At 41.2% G+C, this 17246-nt stretch carries 14 protein-coding genes and 1 pseudogene; 2 read left to right on the forward strand and 13 right to left on the reverse strand.

Features of this window, described 5'->3' with window-relative positions; genetic code table 11:
• Positions 1-150: 150 nt before the first annotated feature.
• Positions 151-669 (reverse strand): ankyrin repeat domain-containing protein, encoded by a 519-nt coding sequence (locus tag AAEO50_RS03015; protein ID WP_341980279.1) that lies wholly within the window; start codon positions 667-669, stop codon positions 151-153.
• A gap of 98 nt (positions 670-767) precedes the next feature.
• Positions 768-2933, reverse strand: a complete 2166-nt coding sequence (locus AAEO50_RS03020) for a DNA topoisomerase III (RefSeq protein WP_341980281.1) — start codon at positions 2931-2933, stop codon at positions 768-770.
• A 135-nt stretch (positions 2934-3068) separates the two neighbouring features.
• On the opposite strand from AAEO50_RS03020, the gene AAEO50_RS03025 reads away from it, so the two are divergent.
• Positions 3069-4055 carry a YeiH family protein gene (locus tag AAEO50_RS03025; protein WP_341980283.1) on the forward strand — a complete coding sequence of 329 codons (987 nt, stop codon included), beginning with the start codon at positions 3069-3071 and terminating at the stop codon, positions 4053-4055.
• 210 nt (positions 4056-4265) lie between these two features.
• Here AAEO50_RS03025 and AAEO50_RS03030 read toward each other — a convergent pair whose 3' ends face one another.
• The 4 genes and pseudogenes from AAEO50_RS03030 to miaB all read right to left on the reverse strand — a co-directional run bounded on the left by AAEO50_RS03030 (position 4266) and on the right by miaB (position 7378).
• Positions 4266-4802, reverse strand: a complete 537-nt coding sequence (locus AAEO50_RS03030; RefSeq protein WP_341980285.1) for an outer spore coat protein CotE — start codon at positions 4800-4802, stop codon at positions 4266-4268.
• Between the two features lie 72 nt (positions 4803-4874).
• Positions 4875-5072 (reverse strand): annotated as a pseudogene (locus AAEO50_RS21380) (hypothetical protein); the annotation flags it as partial.
• A 304-nt stretch (positions 5073-5376) separates the two neighbouring features.
• Complete coding sequence (locus tag AAEO50_RS03035; RefSeq protein WP_341980286.1) at positions 5377-5808, reverse strand: RicAFT regulatory complex protein RicA family protein; 432 nt, start codon at positions 5806-5808, stop codon at positions 5377-5379.
• Between the two features lies 1 nt (position 5809).
• Positions 5810-7378 carry a tRNA (N6-isopentenyl adenosine(37)-C2)-methylthiotransferase MiaB gene (gene miaB, locus AAEO50_RS03040; protein WP_341980288.1) on the reverse strand — a complete coding sequence of 523 codons (1569 nt, stop codon included), beginning with the start codon at positions 7376-7378 and terminating at the stop codon, positions 5810-5812.
• A 287-nt stretch (positions 7379-7665) separates the two neighbouring features.
• Between miaB and AAEO50_RS03045 the strand changes: the two genes are divergently transcribed.
• Complete coding sequence (locus AAEO50_RS03045) at positions 7666-8712, forward strand: hypothetical protein (RefSeq protein ID WP_341980290.1); 1047 nt, start codon at positions 7666-7668, stop codon at positions 8710-8712.
• 45 nt (positions 8713-8757) lie between these two features.
• Here AAEO50_RS03045 and AAEO50_RS03050 read toward each other — a convergent pair whose 3' ends face one another.
• The 7 genes from AAEO50_RS03050 to recA all read right to left on the reverse strand — a co-directional run bounded on the left by AAEO50_RS03050 (position 8758) and on the right by recA (position 17214).
• On the reverse strand, positions 8758-9624 hold the full coding sequence (locus AAEO50_RS03050) for a 2-oxoacid:ferredoxin oxidoreductase subunit beta (protein ID WP_341980292.1): 867 nt from the start codon (positions 9622-9624) through the stop codon (positions 8758-8760).
• A 3-nt stretch (positions 9625-9627) separates the two neighbouring features.
• Positions 9628-11370, reverse strand: a complete 1743-nt coding sequence (locus AAEO50_RS03055; protein ID WP_341980294.1) for a 2-oxoacid:acceptor oxidoreductase subunit alpha — start codon at positions 11368-11370, stop codon at positions 9628-9630.
• Between the two features lie 182 nt (positions 11371-11552).
• Positions 11553-12488 carry a dipeptidase gene (locus AAEO50_RS03060; RefSeq protein ID WP_341980296.1) on the reverse strand — a complete coding sequence of 312 codons (936 nt, stop codon included), beginning with the start codon at positions 12486-12488 and terminating at the stop codon, positions 11553-11555.
• 146 nt (positions 12489-12634) lie between these two features.
• Positions 12635-12895: a stage V sporulation protein SpoVS gene (gene spoVS, locus AAEO50_RS03065; RefSeq protein ID WP_341980298.1), complete on the reverse strand. Its 261-nt coding sequence runs from the start codon at positions 12893-12895 to the stop codon at positions 12635-12637.
• 135 nt (positions 12896-13030) lie between these two features.
• The gene (locus AAEO50_RS03070; RefSeq protein ID WP_341980300.1) at positions 13031-13834 is read right to left on the reverse strand and encodes a TIGR00282 family metallophosphoesterase; all 804 of its coding nucleotides are present in this window, start codon (positions 13832-13834) and stop codon (positions 13031-13033) included.
• Between the two features lie 158 nt (positions 13835-13992).
• The gene (gene rny / locus AAEO50_RS03075; protein WP_175989082.1) at positions 13993-15552 is read right to left on the reverse strand and encodes a ribonuclease Y; all 1560 of its coding nucleotides are present in this window, start codon (positions 15550-15552) and stop codon (positions 13993-13995) included.
• Between the two features lie 624 nt (positions 15553-16176).
• The gene (gene recA, locus AAEO50_RS03080; protein ID WP_341980304.1) at positions 16177-17214 is read right to left on the reverse strand and encodes a recombinase RecA; all 1038 of its coding nucleotides are present in this window, start codon (positions 17212-17214) and stop codon (positions 16177-16179) included.
• Positions 17215-17246: the final 32 nt, after the last annotated feature.

Consider the following 17246-nt stretch of genomic DNA (forward strand, 5'->3'; position numbering starts at 1 on the left):
GTAAGGGATTACATACAGCCCGAAAAAAATTTATATTTTTCACATTGATATGAGAGGAATTTCAACATTCAGGAATAAATTAAGGTCTATGGAAAATCAAATAAAGAAGCATACTCCAAAACTGGAATATGCTTCTTCTATACCAATACCTTATAACTTTGTGGAATATCTTTCACACGCCCTGATAAATTCTTTATTTTCTCTCTCCAAGGCGATATCATGAGGTGTTTTTTGATTGGCTGGATTTTTACAATCCGGGTCGGCGCTGAATTCCAGCAGGAGGGTGGTAAGGTCCTCATCCCCATCAAAAGCTGCAATATGAAGAGGAGTATAACCTGCTGAATCGGCCCCGTGGATATCTGCACCTTCTAACAATAAAAACTCTACTAATTCTTTAGGTGCTTTACCTGCTATTGCGGCATGCAGTGCACTGTTGGATGGTATATAGGCTATTTTTGAATTTGAAACCGAATTGATATCAGCACCATAATTTAATAAAAGCCGTACGATATCGACTTTTCCATAATGTGCGGCCACCCCCAGTGCGATCAATCCGTTTTCATCCTCGGCATTACATAAATTCGTATCTGCTTGTAATGACTGTTCTACGAGTACTATGTTCCCATCTTGTATGGCGGAGAAAAATCCTTTTACAGTAACCGGTGTCATCCTTCTCACCTCATTTATATGATTATTAAGAATATTCTATCAATATATATTCAAAAAAGATAGGGACTTTCTAAGTAGTCCCTATCTTTCCTGTTCTATCATTGATCCAGTTTTAATTTTGCAAGTGCGTCTGCTAATGCTGTGTTTACTGGTTCGTCTTTTTCTTGAGTCTTCAGATACTTATTCACATCACGCTTGCTTGCCTTATTGTGTTTCTCCTTTTTTCTGCGATCATTGAATGTTGAAAGTTTTTCTTTATGTCCGCACACACAGACGAACATCTGACCTTCGCCTTCTCCACGTAAATCCAGCCGCTTATGGCAGTTCGGGCATCGTGCATTTGTTTTCTTGCTTATATTTTTGCGGTGTCCGCATTCGCGGTCCTGACAAACTAATTTCTTACCATTTTTATTCTTTATCTCTAACATTAGGTTCCCGCAATCAGGACATTTTGTTCCGGTGAGATTATCATGGGAAAATTTCTTTTCGGAATTTTTTATTTCGTGAACCGATTTTTTTGTATAATCTTTAATTTCCTTTATGAATTCCTGTTTTTCAAGAGAGCCCTTAGCAATACTATCGAGTTTCAGCTCCCACTCAGCTGTAAGGGAAGGCGAACGCAATTCTCTAGGGGCAAGATCCAATAACTGTTTTCCTTTGGAAGTAAGATGTATTTCTTTGCCTTTCTGCTCCATGACTCCGGAATTAAAAAGCTTCTCAATAATGTCCGCCCGGGTAGCAACGGTCCCAAGGCCGCCTGTTTCACCGATGGCCTCCTGAAGCTGCTTGTCGCTTTCTTTCATATATTTTACGGGATTTTCCATGGCTGCTAGAAGGGTTCCTTCATTAAAGCGGCCTGGAGGAGTGGTTTTACCTTCCGTCTCCATTACAGAAAGAAGGTTGAGTTCATCATGTATCTCCATTCTTCCCAAAAACTGATCTTCTTCATCATCGAATCCATATACTTCTTTCCAGCCTTTATTTGTAACCCGATTCCCTTTTGTATGGAATTGTTCTTTCCCAATCCTCATTTCGACCTTCGTTTGTTCATATTGGTAAGGAGGAAAGAAAATCGCCAGAAAACGTTTTACAATCAGGTCATATATCTTTACTTCCCTGTCATTCAAACGCTGGAGGAAGGGCGTCTCCTCGGTAGGGATAATCGCATGGTGATCACTGACTTTCCGGTCATCAACATATGCATTTGACAATGATGCAGAGCTTTTCAAGGCTTTACTTGCAGAAGCACGGTAAGGCTGTACATTAATCGCATTTAGGCGGTCTTTTAAAGTATCGGTAATGTCAGATGACAGGTGCTTACTGTCGGTGCGGGGGTACGTTACAAGCTTATGCTGCTCATATAGCTTCTGCATGATCGAAAGTGTTTCTTTGGCACTGAACCCATAAATCTTATGTGCATCTCTCTGTAATTCAGTAAGATCATAAAGGGACGGCGCAAATTGTTTTTTTAATGTCGTTTTCATAGACGTAACGATGCCGGTTTTCTCATTCTTTATTGTAGTTAATATTCCATGGATTTCATCTCTGGAAAAGGTTTTGGAATCACCGTTGGAATTTGCCCAAAGAAAGGAACCTTTGTCAGTTGCTGCTTTCAAACCATAATAAGCTTTGGGTCTGAACTGATTTATCTCTTCTTCCCTCTGTGCGATTATACTCAATGTTGGAGTTTGCACTCTGCCGCATGACAATTGGGCATTATGTTTCGTCGTTAATGCTCTTGTCGCGTTCATGCCCACATACCAGTCTGCTTCAGACCTTGCTTGTGCGGCTTCGTATAAATTCACATATTTCTTGGCGTCTTTCAAATTATTGAAACCATCTTTAATGGCTTTATCCGTTACAGAAGAAATCCATAGACGTTTGAGCGGCTTATTCACCCTTGACTTCTCGATGATCCAGCGAGCAACAAGTTCACCTTCCCGCCCTGCATCAGTGGCGATTACAATGGTGCCGACATCTGGACGGTTCATCTGGGATTTCACTGCACTAAACTGCTTTCCGGTTTTCTTGATAACGACTAGTCTCAGTGAAGGAGGCATCATCGGGAGATCTTCAAGCTTCCATGATTTGTACTTTTCATCGTAGGTTTCAGGATCTGCCAATGTAACAAGATGCCCGAGGGCCCAGGTCACAATATATTCTTTTCCTTCCAAAAATCCATTTCCTTTACTCGTACATTGAAGCACTCTTGCAATATCTCGGCCGACAGAAGGCTTTTCTGCCAGTACTAATGTTTTTTTCATAATAATTTCCTTTCGCAATAATCTTTAAGTATCTTTCTATTTTAACATACAATATAAATCAGTAATGGGTCCCCTTTACTCTTATAATATACTATACTTATAAATAGATTTTTTAAAGAAGGAGCTAACATCATCGTGCATCAACATTCAGATATTAAACTTCCCAAGGTAACCCCCGGGTTACTTTTCATCCTACTGATCAGCTTAATCGCAAAAGGTCTGGGCACTTGGTTCCCATTGGTAGGAAGTCTTTTATTCGCTATTCTGATAGGGGTCACCCTTCGAAATACAACTAATCTCGCAGCCTCATGGCAAGCTGGCATCCAATTCACCTTAAAAAGGCTTTTAAAAGTGGCCATTGTCTTTTTAGGGGTGGGGTTAAGTCTTTTAGAAATCATGAAAATAGGACAATCTGCAGTTTGGATCATCTTTGTTTCTGTGGTTGTAGGTATCAGTGTCACTTATGTTGTCGGTAAACTACTCGGCATCAACCCCAGGCTGAGTTTACTGATTGGAATCGGAACAAGCATTTGTGGGGCAACAGCCATTTCTGCTGTGAAGGGTATCATCGGTGCAAAAGAGAATGAAACGGCTTATGCATTGTCCACCATCGTTTTCTTTAATCTCGTCGCGTTCATTACTTTTCCTATTATCGGACACTTGCTTGGATTATCACAGGTTTCGTTTGGTATATGGGCAGGGACTGCTGTACACGATACCTCTTCGGCGGTTGCGGTCGGTTACAGTTATGGTGATCATGCTGGTGAAGCAGCCACGACAGTAAAACTCGCCCGCACTCTCTTTCTGATTCCTGTCATGTTTTTATTACCCTTCATGTTAAAAAGTGATACTCCTTCAAAAGGTTCGACATATCGAAAGGCATTTCCTTGGTTTGTACTGATGTTCCTTGGAGTATCAATCCTTCATACATTTGGCGTGATACCTGACATCATGGAAGGAATTCTTGGATCCCTTTCAAAATTTATGATTATCATGGTCATGGCGGCAGTGGGGCTTCAAGTCAGTATCAAGGACCTCTCAAAGCTCGGTTTCAAACCCTTGCTTACAGGATTGATCGCATCGATTACATGTGCAGTCATCAGTCTGTTGTTCATAATTTAACCATAAATATCTAAAAAGGCAGCAATAAGATATATGCTGCCTTTTTAGATATTTGAAAACGATAAAAAAGAGCATCCAGCAAAAGACGCTCTTGTAAGATATTCATTACTTTGTTAACTCATGTATGGTTGAAGCTTTCTAATTTGAGCCTCTTTGATTCTTAATAGGCAGAAGAAAAAAACTAGGAAGAGGCCGTCTTCCTAGTACAGGCTATTCTTCTACTCCCTCTAAGAATTCTGGGTCGAGCTCTTCAAATTCTTCATCATCTAAGTCGCAATCCCAGTCGTCATCGTCGCAGCCTTCAGGATTTACGAGTACACATACTTTGGTTTCTCCGATAACTTCTACCAGGATTTCACGTTCCACATGAACAATGATTCTGTTACCGTTTGGTGAAATCACCGCTTCGCAGCAATTTGGCTGTTGGAGTACGCGCGCACATACTTCGATATCATCCAAGACGTCCGGATCACGGTATTTGAGTTTGATTTCATCACAGTAATCGACTCTTTCAGTTACAACAGACGTCTTCGTATTGTCACTGTGAGAGTACCATACGTTTACCTCAAACGAACCGTGTATTTCCACCTTCTTGCCTACTTTGTGTGCTTCATACCTATGATTGATTATCCAGCAGCCTAAAATGCTCGATGGATTATGCGGCGGGCTAATCGTATGATGAGACTGTGTGAATTTACGTCCCTTCGCTACGACCGCTTTCGTAATAATCTCTCTATATTCTGCCATTCGAGCGAACCTCCTCATTCATTTTCAATTCATCTTATGCGACTGTCTAGGTGTTTGTGCGAGAAAATTTTATTACATAATGGGATTGTTGCGAGATAATGTATTGTATGCGAATACCCAGTGAATGTTCCCTAAAAGCTTTTTGAGGAGCTCATAAATGTATGAACTTTGCTTAAAGGAATGCTCTGTTAATACCGCTGTTGATTTCCTTGCAAGACTTCGCTTTCCGCGGGTGACCCGTGAGCCTCCTCGTCGCAAAAGCTCCTGCGGGTCAGAAAAGCGGAGGGGGTTTGCTCAGAGGCAGGTGGCATAAGGCGAATCGGCCACGAAGGCGCGCTCTTTACCTTCTTGGACGAGTTGACTTATGACTTGTGCCTCTAAGCCCCGCAGCTAGACAGGTCTCACATTGGCCACTTCTCCCGCAGGAGTCTTCGTCTTGCACTCCAATCAACAGCTGTAACGTCTCGAAATCATAAATTTCAACATAACCAAATAGAAGAAAAAAACGAAAGCCTTGAAGATAATTGTCTTCATGGCTTTCGTCTTTTAATATATTCCTTATAAAGCGTCCTGCTTATGAACAGCTGCCAGGTGTCGAATTTTTCACTTGAGATCCTGTTTCTCCACGAAGCAGGTCTCCGCCTGTGGATTCGATGATGTGATCTGTGACATTGTTAGAAATAACAGATGCTACGATTTGCAGCAAATCATTTACGTCTGTTTGAGACTCTTTGAATTGCTGAACAACCGGGATTTCATCAATTTCCTTTTCAAGATTTTCTATTTTGGCTTCGACCATTTTTAACGCTTCTGTTTTTCCGTAATGTTGGAAGTTAACAGCTTGCTTTTGTAAGCTCTTGATACTTGCAATCATTTCACGTACTTTTTGATTTTCGTGAATTTTCGCTTCAGCACGTTTGAAGAAATCCACCTCTTCTGTTTCAGCGATCATATCCGCTAATTCTTCTGCTCTTTTCATAATATCGTCTTTTGTGTATTTTGCCATATTATTTCACCTCTGCCGCTTCTAAAAATTCAGAACCTATCCGGCCCTCTTCAATCATTTCCCCGTCTAATGACCAGGACTTAGCATCCGTAATCTTCACTTTTACAATTTTACCGATTGCTGTTTTTGGTGCTTTAAAGTTTACCAGTTTACTTCTACGGGTATACCCTGCCAGCACTTCAGGATTTTTCTTGCTTTCTCCATCAACAAGGACCTCTACTGTAGTACCTACATATTTCTTAAGTGCTTTTGCAGAATACTCTCGCACGACTTCATTCAGACGTCTTAAGCGTTCTTTCTTCACTTCCATCGGTACATTATCTTTCATCTTCGCTGCCGGAGTACCCTCTCGTGGAGAGTAAATGTATGTGTATGCAGATTCGAATCCTACTTCACGGTAAAGTGAAAGTGTTTCTTCGAATTGCTCATCAGTTTCATTAGGATATCCTACAATGATGTCAGTTGTCAGTGCAACTTCAGGCATAGCCGCTTTTATCTTTCGGACTAATTCGAGGAACTGTTCACGTGAATATTTACGCGCCATTATTTTCAATACAGGGGTAGACCCTGATTGAACAGGCAGGTGAATATGTTCTACGAGATTCCCTTTTTTGGAAAGAACTTCAATTAAGTGATCGTCAAAGTCCCTTGGATGGCTTGTAGTAAAACGGATGCGTGGAATATCAATTTTCCGCAGCTCATCCATCAGATCACCAAGACCATAATTCTCAAGATCTTCAATATCTTTTCCATACGCGTTTACGTTTTGTCCAAGAAGGGTGATTTCCTGGTACCCTTGTGCTGCTAGATGACGCACTTCGGCGATAATCTCTTCAGGTCGTCTGCTTCGCTCTTTCCCGCGGGTATAAGGTACGATGCAATACGTACAGAATTTATCGCAGCCGTACATAATGTTTACCCAAGCTTTGATATTACCCCGGCGGACTTTAGGAAGATTCTCGATAACATCTCCCTCTTTTGACCAAACTTCCACCACCATTGCCTTAGACATATAGGCATCGGATAATATTTGTGGAAGACGATGAATATTATGCGTTCCGAAAATCATATCAACCTGCTGATAGGTTTTTAGAATCTTATTCACTACAGCTTCTTCCTGGGACATACAGCCGCAGACTCCGATAAGAAGTTCAGGCTTCTCGCGCTTCAAGTGTTTTAAATGACCTAACTCACCGAACACCTTATTCTCAGCATTTTCACGTATGGCACATGTATTCAAAAGAATAACATCCGCATCTTCGGTTGAATGAGTCGCTTCGTAACCTAGTGCCATGAAGATACCTGCCATAACTTCAGTGTCATGTTCATTCATCTGGCACCCATAGGTACGGATATAGAACTTCTTACCGTTCCCCAATCCTCTATATTGATCATCAATTGTAAAATCATTATGGTATTTTATTTCTTCTTTTCCCCGTTTTTTCGCATCTTTCAAAGATGGCGGAATATAGACGCTTTGGAAGTACTTACTGTAATCCTTTTCGGATTTTTTGTCCGATGGAGTATCTGACTTCGCTTGCTGCCCATGTTTGCGTTGTTCTTCGTTCATGAAAATTCCCCTTTCTAACTCTATAACAAACGAATAATAAACCGATTTCTTCTATTATAAAATTCGTAATAGTAAGGCTGACAATTACACTTGCACATTATAACAGTATAAAGGTTTTTTTAGGCTTATACAATAGAGATGCAGAACTGTCGAAATTTGTTCCAAACTTCATACATCCCATTCTAAATAGGCTTCCACCCAGTAACTGGATGTTATTGTGATGCATAAGGTAAAGTAAGACATATACCCAGGAGGAGGTTCTGATCGATAAACCAATGAAATCCCCCATGTATAATATTGAAAATCAGGAGAAACATTATCTTCATTCGGAAATCAATCGATTGAAAAAAATAATCCGGAAAATAAAAGAAAGTCATTTATATGCAGAAGCTGATTATTATAAAGGAGTCATCCAGAAAAAGGAACAGGAAATCGAGGAACTTTATACTCACATAAAAATCAATCAAACAACTGAACATGAACTCATTATGGAAAGAAACAAATTTAGAGAAGGAAAAGAAAAGCTGGAAGAAGAAGTATTGTTCCTTCATAGTGCACTACATGACAGAGAAGCACATATTGAAACACAGGGTCAACATATTAAAACATTAGAAAAAGATCTTCTTCAATTAGAAATAGAAAATAAAAACCAAATACGAGATTTGTCTCAACTTGAAGACATTAATGGGAAGCTATCGTTTCAAAATGATCAGCTCTTGAGAGATAACAAAAACCTGGTTGCCAACTCAGAAAGGTTGAAATCAGAAAACAAAAGCCAGAAGTTTCATATCAACGATTTAAGCAAGGCATTGGCAACTTCTGAAGAATCCAAGAAGGAAGTATTTTTTAATCTGTTATCCAAAACAGAAGAACTGGAAAAACATATAGCAGAACGTAAACACATGATCGAATCTTTGGAGGATGCCAAGGAACAACTGATTCAGGCAGAGAAGCAGAAGATGCAATTCATTAAAGATATGCTGCTTCAGTATCAGAGAACTATCGAGGAAAACGAGTGGTGGTTCTCTGCGCAATTTGCCGATATCGATAGTCGTACCCAAAAACAAGAAGAACGAATAGATTTGATCGAATATGAACACGAAATTCAATTCAAAGAGCAAAATGAGAATATCTTAAGTAGATTTGAAGATGTTGAAGGGAAGTTTATCGATTTTATAAGTGAAATCGAATCAATCAGGGACTCTAATGATAAGGTGTCTCAAAATTTATTTGATTTAAAGAGGCTTATAGAGCATCAAAAGAGAACCCAAACGCATATCATTCAAAATCGACCTAAACAACCTCTTATTGAGAATATAAAGAAGAAGCCTTAATGGAAAAGCCGGCTCACCATTATCTTGGCGGGCCGGCTTTATTGATTACATAAATTCTTTTAATAATCCATCAAATGTCTCATCATCAAGTTTCAAATCATGTGTATTCAGCGGTTCTTCCGAGTATCCTGCGACTAACTCCTGATAAGAAGGCTGCTCATTGTTCTGATAAATCAAACCAGTAACGAGTCCGTCTTTTTCCATCAGCGTATTCATTGCCTGCTCGCGGTTAGAAGGGTCATACCCTTCCACATCTCCGAGTTTCGTCAGGTTTTCTTTGAACCAGTCATAGGTATTAATCTTATTGTAGGTAACACAAGGACTGAAAACGTTAATCAAAGAGAATCCTTTATGATTTAATCCCGCTTCAATCAATGCTGTAAGTTCTTTTAAATCAGACGAGAAACTCTGTGCCACAAATGTTGCACCGGCTGTTAATGCCATTTCCATCGGTGCAAGTGCGGGTTCGATCGATCCTTGCGGTGTTGATTTCGTTTTAAAGCCTGATGATGATCTAGGGGATGTCTGCCCTTTTGTTAACCCATAAATTTGGTTATCCATGACAATATATGTGATATCAACATTCCGTCGGATTGCGTGTATGGTATGTCCAAGACCAATTGCAAATCCATCGCCGTCACCGCCAGAGGCAATAACCGTCAAATCCTTGTTTGCCATTTTTAAACCTTGAGCGATTGGCAGGGAACGTCCATGAATCCCATGGAAACCGTAGGAATTAATATATCCTGAAATACGCCCGGAACATCCGATTCCTGATACAACTGCTAAATTCTCAGGGTCAAGTCCAACGTTCGCTGCCGCACGCTGTATGGATGCTTGTACCGAGAAGTCACCGCATCCAGGACACCAGTTAGGCTTTACATTATTACGAAAATCTTTAAAGGTAGCCATGGATCAGCTCAGCTCCTTACACTTAGAGTAAATTTCATGAGGCAAGAATGGAGTGCCGTCATACTTCGTCATATTTTTGATCTTATGCCCATATCCTGCATTCATCTTGATAATATTTGATAACTGCCCAGTAGCGTTGTTTTCGATTACCACTACCCTCTTCGCTTTTTCCATTAGCGGCTGTAAATCTTCGGCAGGGAATGGATGGATCAAGCGTATATGTGCATGATTCACTTTGATGCCTTCCTCTTCCAAACGGGCCATGGCTTCTTCTATAACACCCCGGGTAGAATTAAAGCCTACTAGAAGCAAATCGGCTTCTTCATGAGGGGCTGCAATATGAATAGGGTTATTGAAACGGATGTTTTCAATTTTGCGCATTCGCTTGTCCATTTGTGCTTGGCGGTTTACAGGTGATTCTGATGGTTTTCCAGTTTCATCATGCTCCACTCCTGTGACATGATGAATCCCATTTTTCATTCCGGGAGTTACACGAGGAGATACCCCGTCTTTAGTGACTTCAAAACGTTTGAAGTATTTTTTAGGTTCCAATTCTTCAAGTTGGGCTTCATCATTGACAAGCTTGCCTCTGCGTATCTCAACTTTGCTGTAATCAAGCGGTTCAACCGTTTGTTTTCCTAATGAAAGCTGCAGGTCTGAAAGAATAATGACCGTACATTGATATTCTTCGGCAAGATTGAATGCTTCCACTGTGTCATAGAAAGCTTCCTGTACTGTACTAGGGGCCATTACAATTTTAGGTATTTCACCGTGTGTACCATAAATCATAGCCATTAAATCAGATTGTTCCTGTTTTGTAGGTAATCCTGTGGATGGACCTCCGCGCTGGGTATCGACTACAACAAGGGGCTGCTCAGTCATTCCTGATAATCCGATTGCTTCCATCATAAGAGAGAGACCAGGACCTGCTGAAGCAGTAAATGAACGGATTCCTCCGTAATTTGCACCAATTGCCATTGTAGCCGCAGCGATTTCATCTTCGGTTTGGATAACCGTACCGCCTACCATTGGAAGCTTCTTAATTAAGTATTCCATGATTTCAGATGCTGGAGTGATCGGATAAGCAGCCATCAACCGCACACCGCCTGCCAAAGCACCAAGTGCGATCGCGTCGTTACCAATCATAAACATACGTTTATGTCCGTCTGCTTCTTTCAACTGCAGGGAACCTGCTTTTTTCCCAAGCTCTGTTTTCATGATGTCGAATCCCTGTCTGATTGCTTCCATGTTCTTCTCGACTACCGTTTCACCTTTACGTCCGAAGATCTCTTCCACTACTTCTTTAAACACTTCAGGATCCAGGTTTAAAACAGCACATGTTGAGCCGACAGCAACCATATTCTTCATCAGTGATGTCCCAAGCTCTGCAGCTAACTCAGTAAAAGGCACAATATATAAAGAAGCCTCTGTATCTTCAGGCTTCTCAGGCTTGAATTTAGCATCTGCGATAATGACACCTTCATTGTGAAGCTCTTTATAGTTCACATCGATTGTTTCCTGATCAAAAGCTACTAAAATATCTAAGTCATCTGCAATCGCACGAACTTGAGTAGTGCTGACGCGAATCTTATTATTTGTATGTCCTCCCTTGATACGCGAGGAGAAATGGCGGTATCCATATAAGTAATACCCAAGGCGGTTCAATGCCATGGAGAAAATCTCTCCCGTGCTTTCTATCCCCTCACCTTGCTGTCCGCCAACCTTCCATGAAAGTTGTTCTTTCATATATATCACCCTTTCTTACAGGTCTCTTATTTACATCATTTCACCAAAAAAAGATAAAATCTATGGATAGATAACTCATATATTTCTATTAAATACGTACTAAACAAGTTTATCACTTTTCACTAGAAATCACTACTGTCTGAACCATTCGACATAAAAAAACTGACCTTCGCATTGGAAGATCAGCGTGTTTTATTGAATGGGATCCGTTTGTGAAAATTTTCAAATAAGAATTTTCTTATTTGTTTATCACTGTAGTATCGCTGCAGGGTCCGAATCAAATTATCATATTGCCGATAAGATGACAGCCCTTTTACCGTCTGATCAATTCCGTCGAAATCAGAACCGAAGCCAACATGATTTTCTCCGCCCAGGCTGCAAATATGCTCAATATGCCTTACAATATCGGTTAATTCGGCATTGCCTTTCTTATTTAAAAATGGCGGCACAAAGGTTACGCCCATTACACTATCTTTCTTGATTAGTGCTTCAATTTGTTCATTTTTTAAATTTCGTGGATTAGGACAAATAGAAAATGCATTGGAATGGGAAGCAATCGGATATTGAGCTGCTTCTATCGTATCCCAGAATGCTCTTTCACATAGATGGGATACATCGGTCCACATCTTCTTTTCATTTAGGAAACGGACCATTTCAAAGCCAAAGGCAGTCAGGCCGCCTCCTCGTGGTTCAAGTGCACCATCCGCTGCCGCATTGGCCCAATTCCATGTCAATCCCACAGAACGGACACCGAGCCGGTACAGCGTTTCAAGCTTTCCCAAATCCTCTTCGATTGCTTCTGCTCCTTCTAAGGTCAGCATTGCCCCTATCTCATGAGGTGAAAGCTTGTCAATGTCTTCTTTAGAAGTAACGAATTTCACATCAGGATGCGGATCAATAATCCTGTTATGAAAAAGGTTGACCATCTGCAAAGCTGCTTGAAATCGTTGTCCGGGCTTTAAGTAAGAAGGTATATAAATCGCGAACAACTGTACTTTAGAGCCTCCTTCATTCAACTGTGGGTATGTAATGTGCATATCTTCTTTTGATTGAAACGATAGTTTATCAGGGTACACAAAAAGTTTCATCAAGACATCACAATGAGCGTCAAAAATCATATATCTTCATTCCTTCCTTTATTCAGATATATACTATAATATCAGAATAAAAAGGCTGTCCACTAAAGAAAGATCTTTAACGAACAGCCCTGCTTCATAAAAAGACTGGGTATAAGCATCCTTATGTGTAAGGAACAGCTTTACCTTTATCTTGGTTCTACTATTAACTTTATGGCCGTGCGTTCTTCTCCCTCAATCAGTATATCTGTAAAGGCCGGGATACAAATCAAATCTAAACCACTGGGAGCTACAAATCCTCTGGCAATTGCGACTGCTTTCACCGCCTGGTTCAATGCTCCGGCTCCAATTGCCTGAATCTCAGCTCCCCCTCTCTCACGAAGAACACCGGCGAGTGCACCAGCTACAGAATTAGGATTAGATTTTGCTGAAACTTTTAATATTTCCATTCCTTTTCCTCCTTGTCATTTCCCCCATACCGTATGTCCGTGGTAAAGAACAAACTTGGTATAAATGATTCCACTGCTACTATATTCAAGAAATGGACAATTCATTCCGGTATGTCTGAAAAAGGAGGAAAAACATTAATATTCAGCTATGAATGGATGATCCTCATTAATAAGGATCCTATCTATCTTTTTAGCTTTCCCTGTTTTCTGATCGACATTGATCAGACATGCACTTAATATTTTCCTGCCTTCTTTCGGAACTTCAAATCGTACCGGCAGGCTTGTTTGGAACCTCTTAAGTACTGACTCTTTATTCATCCCCAATACTTCATCATAGGGACCTGTCATTCCTACATCGCACATAAAAGCTGTGCCATTAGGAAGGACTCGATTATCCGCCGTCTGTACGTGAGTATGTGTTCCGATGACTGCTGATACCCTGCCATCCAGAAACCAACCCATTGCCTGCTTTTCACTTGTCGCTTCTGCATGAAAGTCAACAAAGATGATGGAGGTTTTCTTTTTGGCTTCATCCACTAAGTCATCTACTATTTTAAACGGATCGTCAAGCGGCGGCATAAATGTTCTCCCTTGAACATTGATCACAGCCACTGTCTTTCCATGAACTTCTCCATAAAGCAACCCTTTACCTGGAGTGCCTTCAGGAAAATTAGCAGGACGCACCATTTTTTTTGATGAGTCAATGAAATCAAAAATATCTTTATTGTCCCATGTATGATTTCCCAAGGTCACCATGTCAGCGCCATCCTGAATAAATTTTTTATAAATTTTTTCTGTAATCCCTCTGCCTGATGCCGCATTTTCCCCATTTACGATGGTGAAGTCAGGTTGATGTTTCTTTTTCAGTTTTGATAAATACTCTGTAATCATTTCACGGCCCATAGAGCCGACTACGTCTCCAACAAATAAAATTCTCATGAAAATTCCCTTCTCTATATGTATTTGTAACTTGTTAGCCTTTATTACGTAGTATATTGTAACACATTTATCGTTTATTCTATTCATGAAGGAAGGGTATACGAGGACTAATAAAAAAGCTGACCCCGAAAGAAATCAACCTTTCGGAGTCAACCTGATTATTTCGCATATTCAACGGCTCTTGTTTCACGGATGACCGTTACTTTAATGTGACCCGGGTAATCCAGTTCATCTTCGATTCTCTTACGGATATCCCTTGCCAAACGGTGGGATTCCAAATCGTCAATGGCTTCAGGTCTTACCATGATGCGCACTTCACGCCCCGCTTGAATCGCAAAGGACTTCTCCACTCCTTCATAGGACTCAGAAATCTCTTCAAGCTTCTCAAGACGGCGGATATAATTCTCAAGCGTTTCACTTCTTGCACCCGGACGCGCTGCTGATAAAGCATCGGCAGCAGCTACGAGAACCGCAATGATTGATGTTGGTTCCGTATCACCGTGGTGAGAAGCAATACTGTTGATGACAACAGGATGCTCTTTGTACTTCGTTGCGAGTTCCACACCAATTTCGACGTGGCTTCCTTCTACTTCATGGTCGATGGCTTTCCCGATGTCATGCAGTAGACCGGCACGCTTGGCAAGTCTTTCGTCTTCCCCAAGCTCCGCAGCCAGTAATCCGGAAAGATAGGCCACTTCCATTGAATGCTTCAATACGTTCTGTCCGTAACTTGTACGATACTTCAAACGGCCCAGAATCTTGATTAAATCCGGGTGAAGGCCATGAACACCAACTTCAAAGGTTGTCTGCTCACCGATTTCACGGATATATTCATCCACTTCACGTCGGGATTTGTCTACCATTTCTTCAATTCGTGCAGGGTGGATACGTCCATCCTGTACTAATTTCTCTAATGCAATTCGAGCCGTTTCTCTACGAATCGGATCGAAACCAGAAAGAATAACTGCTTCAGGAGTATCGTCAATTATGAGATCAATTCCTGTTAATGTTTCCAGCGTACGAATGTTACGTCCTTCTCGCCCAATAATTCGACCTTTCATCTCATCATTTGGTAGGTTCACAACACTAACTGTTGTTTCTGCCACGTGTTCGGCAGCACAACGTTGAATTGCAAGTGAAAGGACTTCTTTCGCCTTCTTGTCAGCATCTTCTTTCGCGCGTGTTTCGTGTTCTCTGACCATGATTGCAATATCATGGGAGAGCTCATTTTCCACACGGTCGAGAATGATTCCTTTCGCTTCATCACGAGTTAAGCTCGAGATACGTTCAAGCTCAGTTTGCTGTGATCGTACCATCTCGTCCACTTTGCTTTCCATCTCTTCAATATGTTGTTGTCTTTCGTTAAGAGCTGCCTCTTTTCTTTCCAGTAAAGCTTCACGCTTATCAAGCGTATCATCTTTACGATCGAGGTTTTCCTCTTTTTGCATTAAACGATTTTCTTGTTTTTGCAATTCATTTCTTCGTTCACGAAGTTCATTTTCCATTTCAGTGCGAAGTCTATGATTTTCGTCCTTTGCTTCCAGTAGTGCTTCTTTCTTCAGAGCATCTGCCTCGCGCTTAGCATCTTCTAAAATCTGCTCTGCTGAACCTCTGGCACCAGCAATTTTCGCTTCAGCAATGGACTTACGAATAAAGTATCCAACAACTACACCGACGATAAGGCCAAGCAAAATGGAGATGATTGTTATGGGTTGCATTATTTCACCTCCTCTTGCTATGAACTGTCATCATGTCTTTTACATGTCGGCTTGTACATTGCTCAATTGAACTCAATATACAGCGCTAGGCTTTCAAATATTCATTCGAAAAATTTGTAAAATATACATGTTAATTTTAAATCTCAGAAAATTTATTGTCAAGGGGTTGTCCGTTCTATCGCTGGATTTCTCAAGGATTTCTTGCAATTCGACATAAATCGATAGGAATTAGTCTATTAGTAAACATAATATTATTATGTTGAACAGATTGATTATAGAGATAGGTTTTAAAAAAAGAGACTGGGACAAAACTTATAAACCCTTCCAAAAGACGAACAATTTCAGTGTAGGCTCTTATTACCGCTATTGATTTCCGTGCAAGACTTCGCTTTCCGCGGGTAGCCCGTGAGCCTCCTCGGTCGTACCTCCCTGCGGGGTCTCACATTAGCTACTCTTCCCGCAGGAGTCTTCGTCTTGCACTCCAATCAACCGCTGGAACAAGTTAAAACTAAATGCACACTTGAACAAATCCAATAAAAAACCCGACTTAATTTGAATCCTAGAATCCAATTAGGTCGGGTTTTACTTAGCCTAAGACACCTTTGTCCCAGCCTCTTATCAACCTTAATCTTCTAATAGATTAAGCTCACTTTGATCTTCGGTTTCGGCTGCGCCTGTATCCAATCCATAATGCTCACGGATCTTCAGCATGATTTCATTACGGATCTCAGGATTCTCTTTCAAGAAGATTTTCGCGTTTTCACGGCCTTGTCCCAGACGTTCTTCGTTATAAGAGTACCATGCACCACTCTTCTGAACGATATCAAGCTCGGATCCAAGGTCGACGATTTCCCCTTCTTTGGAGATTCCCTGTCCATACATGATGTCCACTTCCGCTACACGGAAAGGAGGTGCCACTTTGTTTTTCACAACTTTGATCTTTGTTTTGTTACCAACCATTTCATTGCCTTGCTTAAGGGTTTCGGCACGACGCACTTCTAGTCTAACTGAAGAATAGAATTTCAACGCGCGTCCACCAGGGGTCGTCTCTGGATTTCCAAACATGACTCCGACCTTTTCACGAATCTGGTTGATGAAGATCGCGATTGTCTTCGATTTGTTGATGGCACCTGACAGCTTACGAAGGGCCTGTGACATCAAACGGGCTTGAAGACCCACGTGTGCATCTCCCATTTCACCTTCGATCTCGGCTTTAGGTACAAGTGCTGCTACAGAGTCGATCACGATGGCATCAACGGCACCGCTTCGTACCAATGCTTCAGCGATTTCCAATGCCTGCTCGCCTGTATCAGGCTGAGAGAGCAATAGTTCATCTATGTTCACTCCAAGCTTTTGTGCATATACAGGGTCAAGTGCGTGCTCAGCATCAATGAACGCTGCCTGTCCGCCCTGAGCCTGTACTTCTGCGATTGCGTGAAGTGCAACGGTTGTCTTACCTGAGGATTCCGGACCATACACCTCAACAATTCTCCCGCGAGGATACCCGCCGACTCCCAGAGCCGCGTCAAGTGCAAGGGATCCACTCGGACAAGTCACTATTTTTCTATCAGTTTGTTCCCCAAGCTTCATGATAGAGCCTTTTCCAAACTGTTTCTCTATTTGTTTCAACGCCATATCTAAGGCTGCTTTACGATCGCTCACTAATCTTCCTCCTTTGAATATAGAACTTAAAG

This window comes from Rossellomorea oryzaecorticis (genome assembly GCF_038405515.1).
Lineage (GTDB): Bacteria > Bacillota > Bacilli > Bacillales > Bacillaceae_B > Rossellomorea > Rossellomorea oryzaecorticis_A.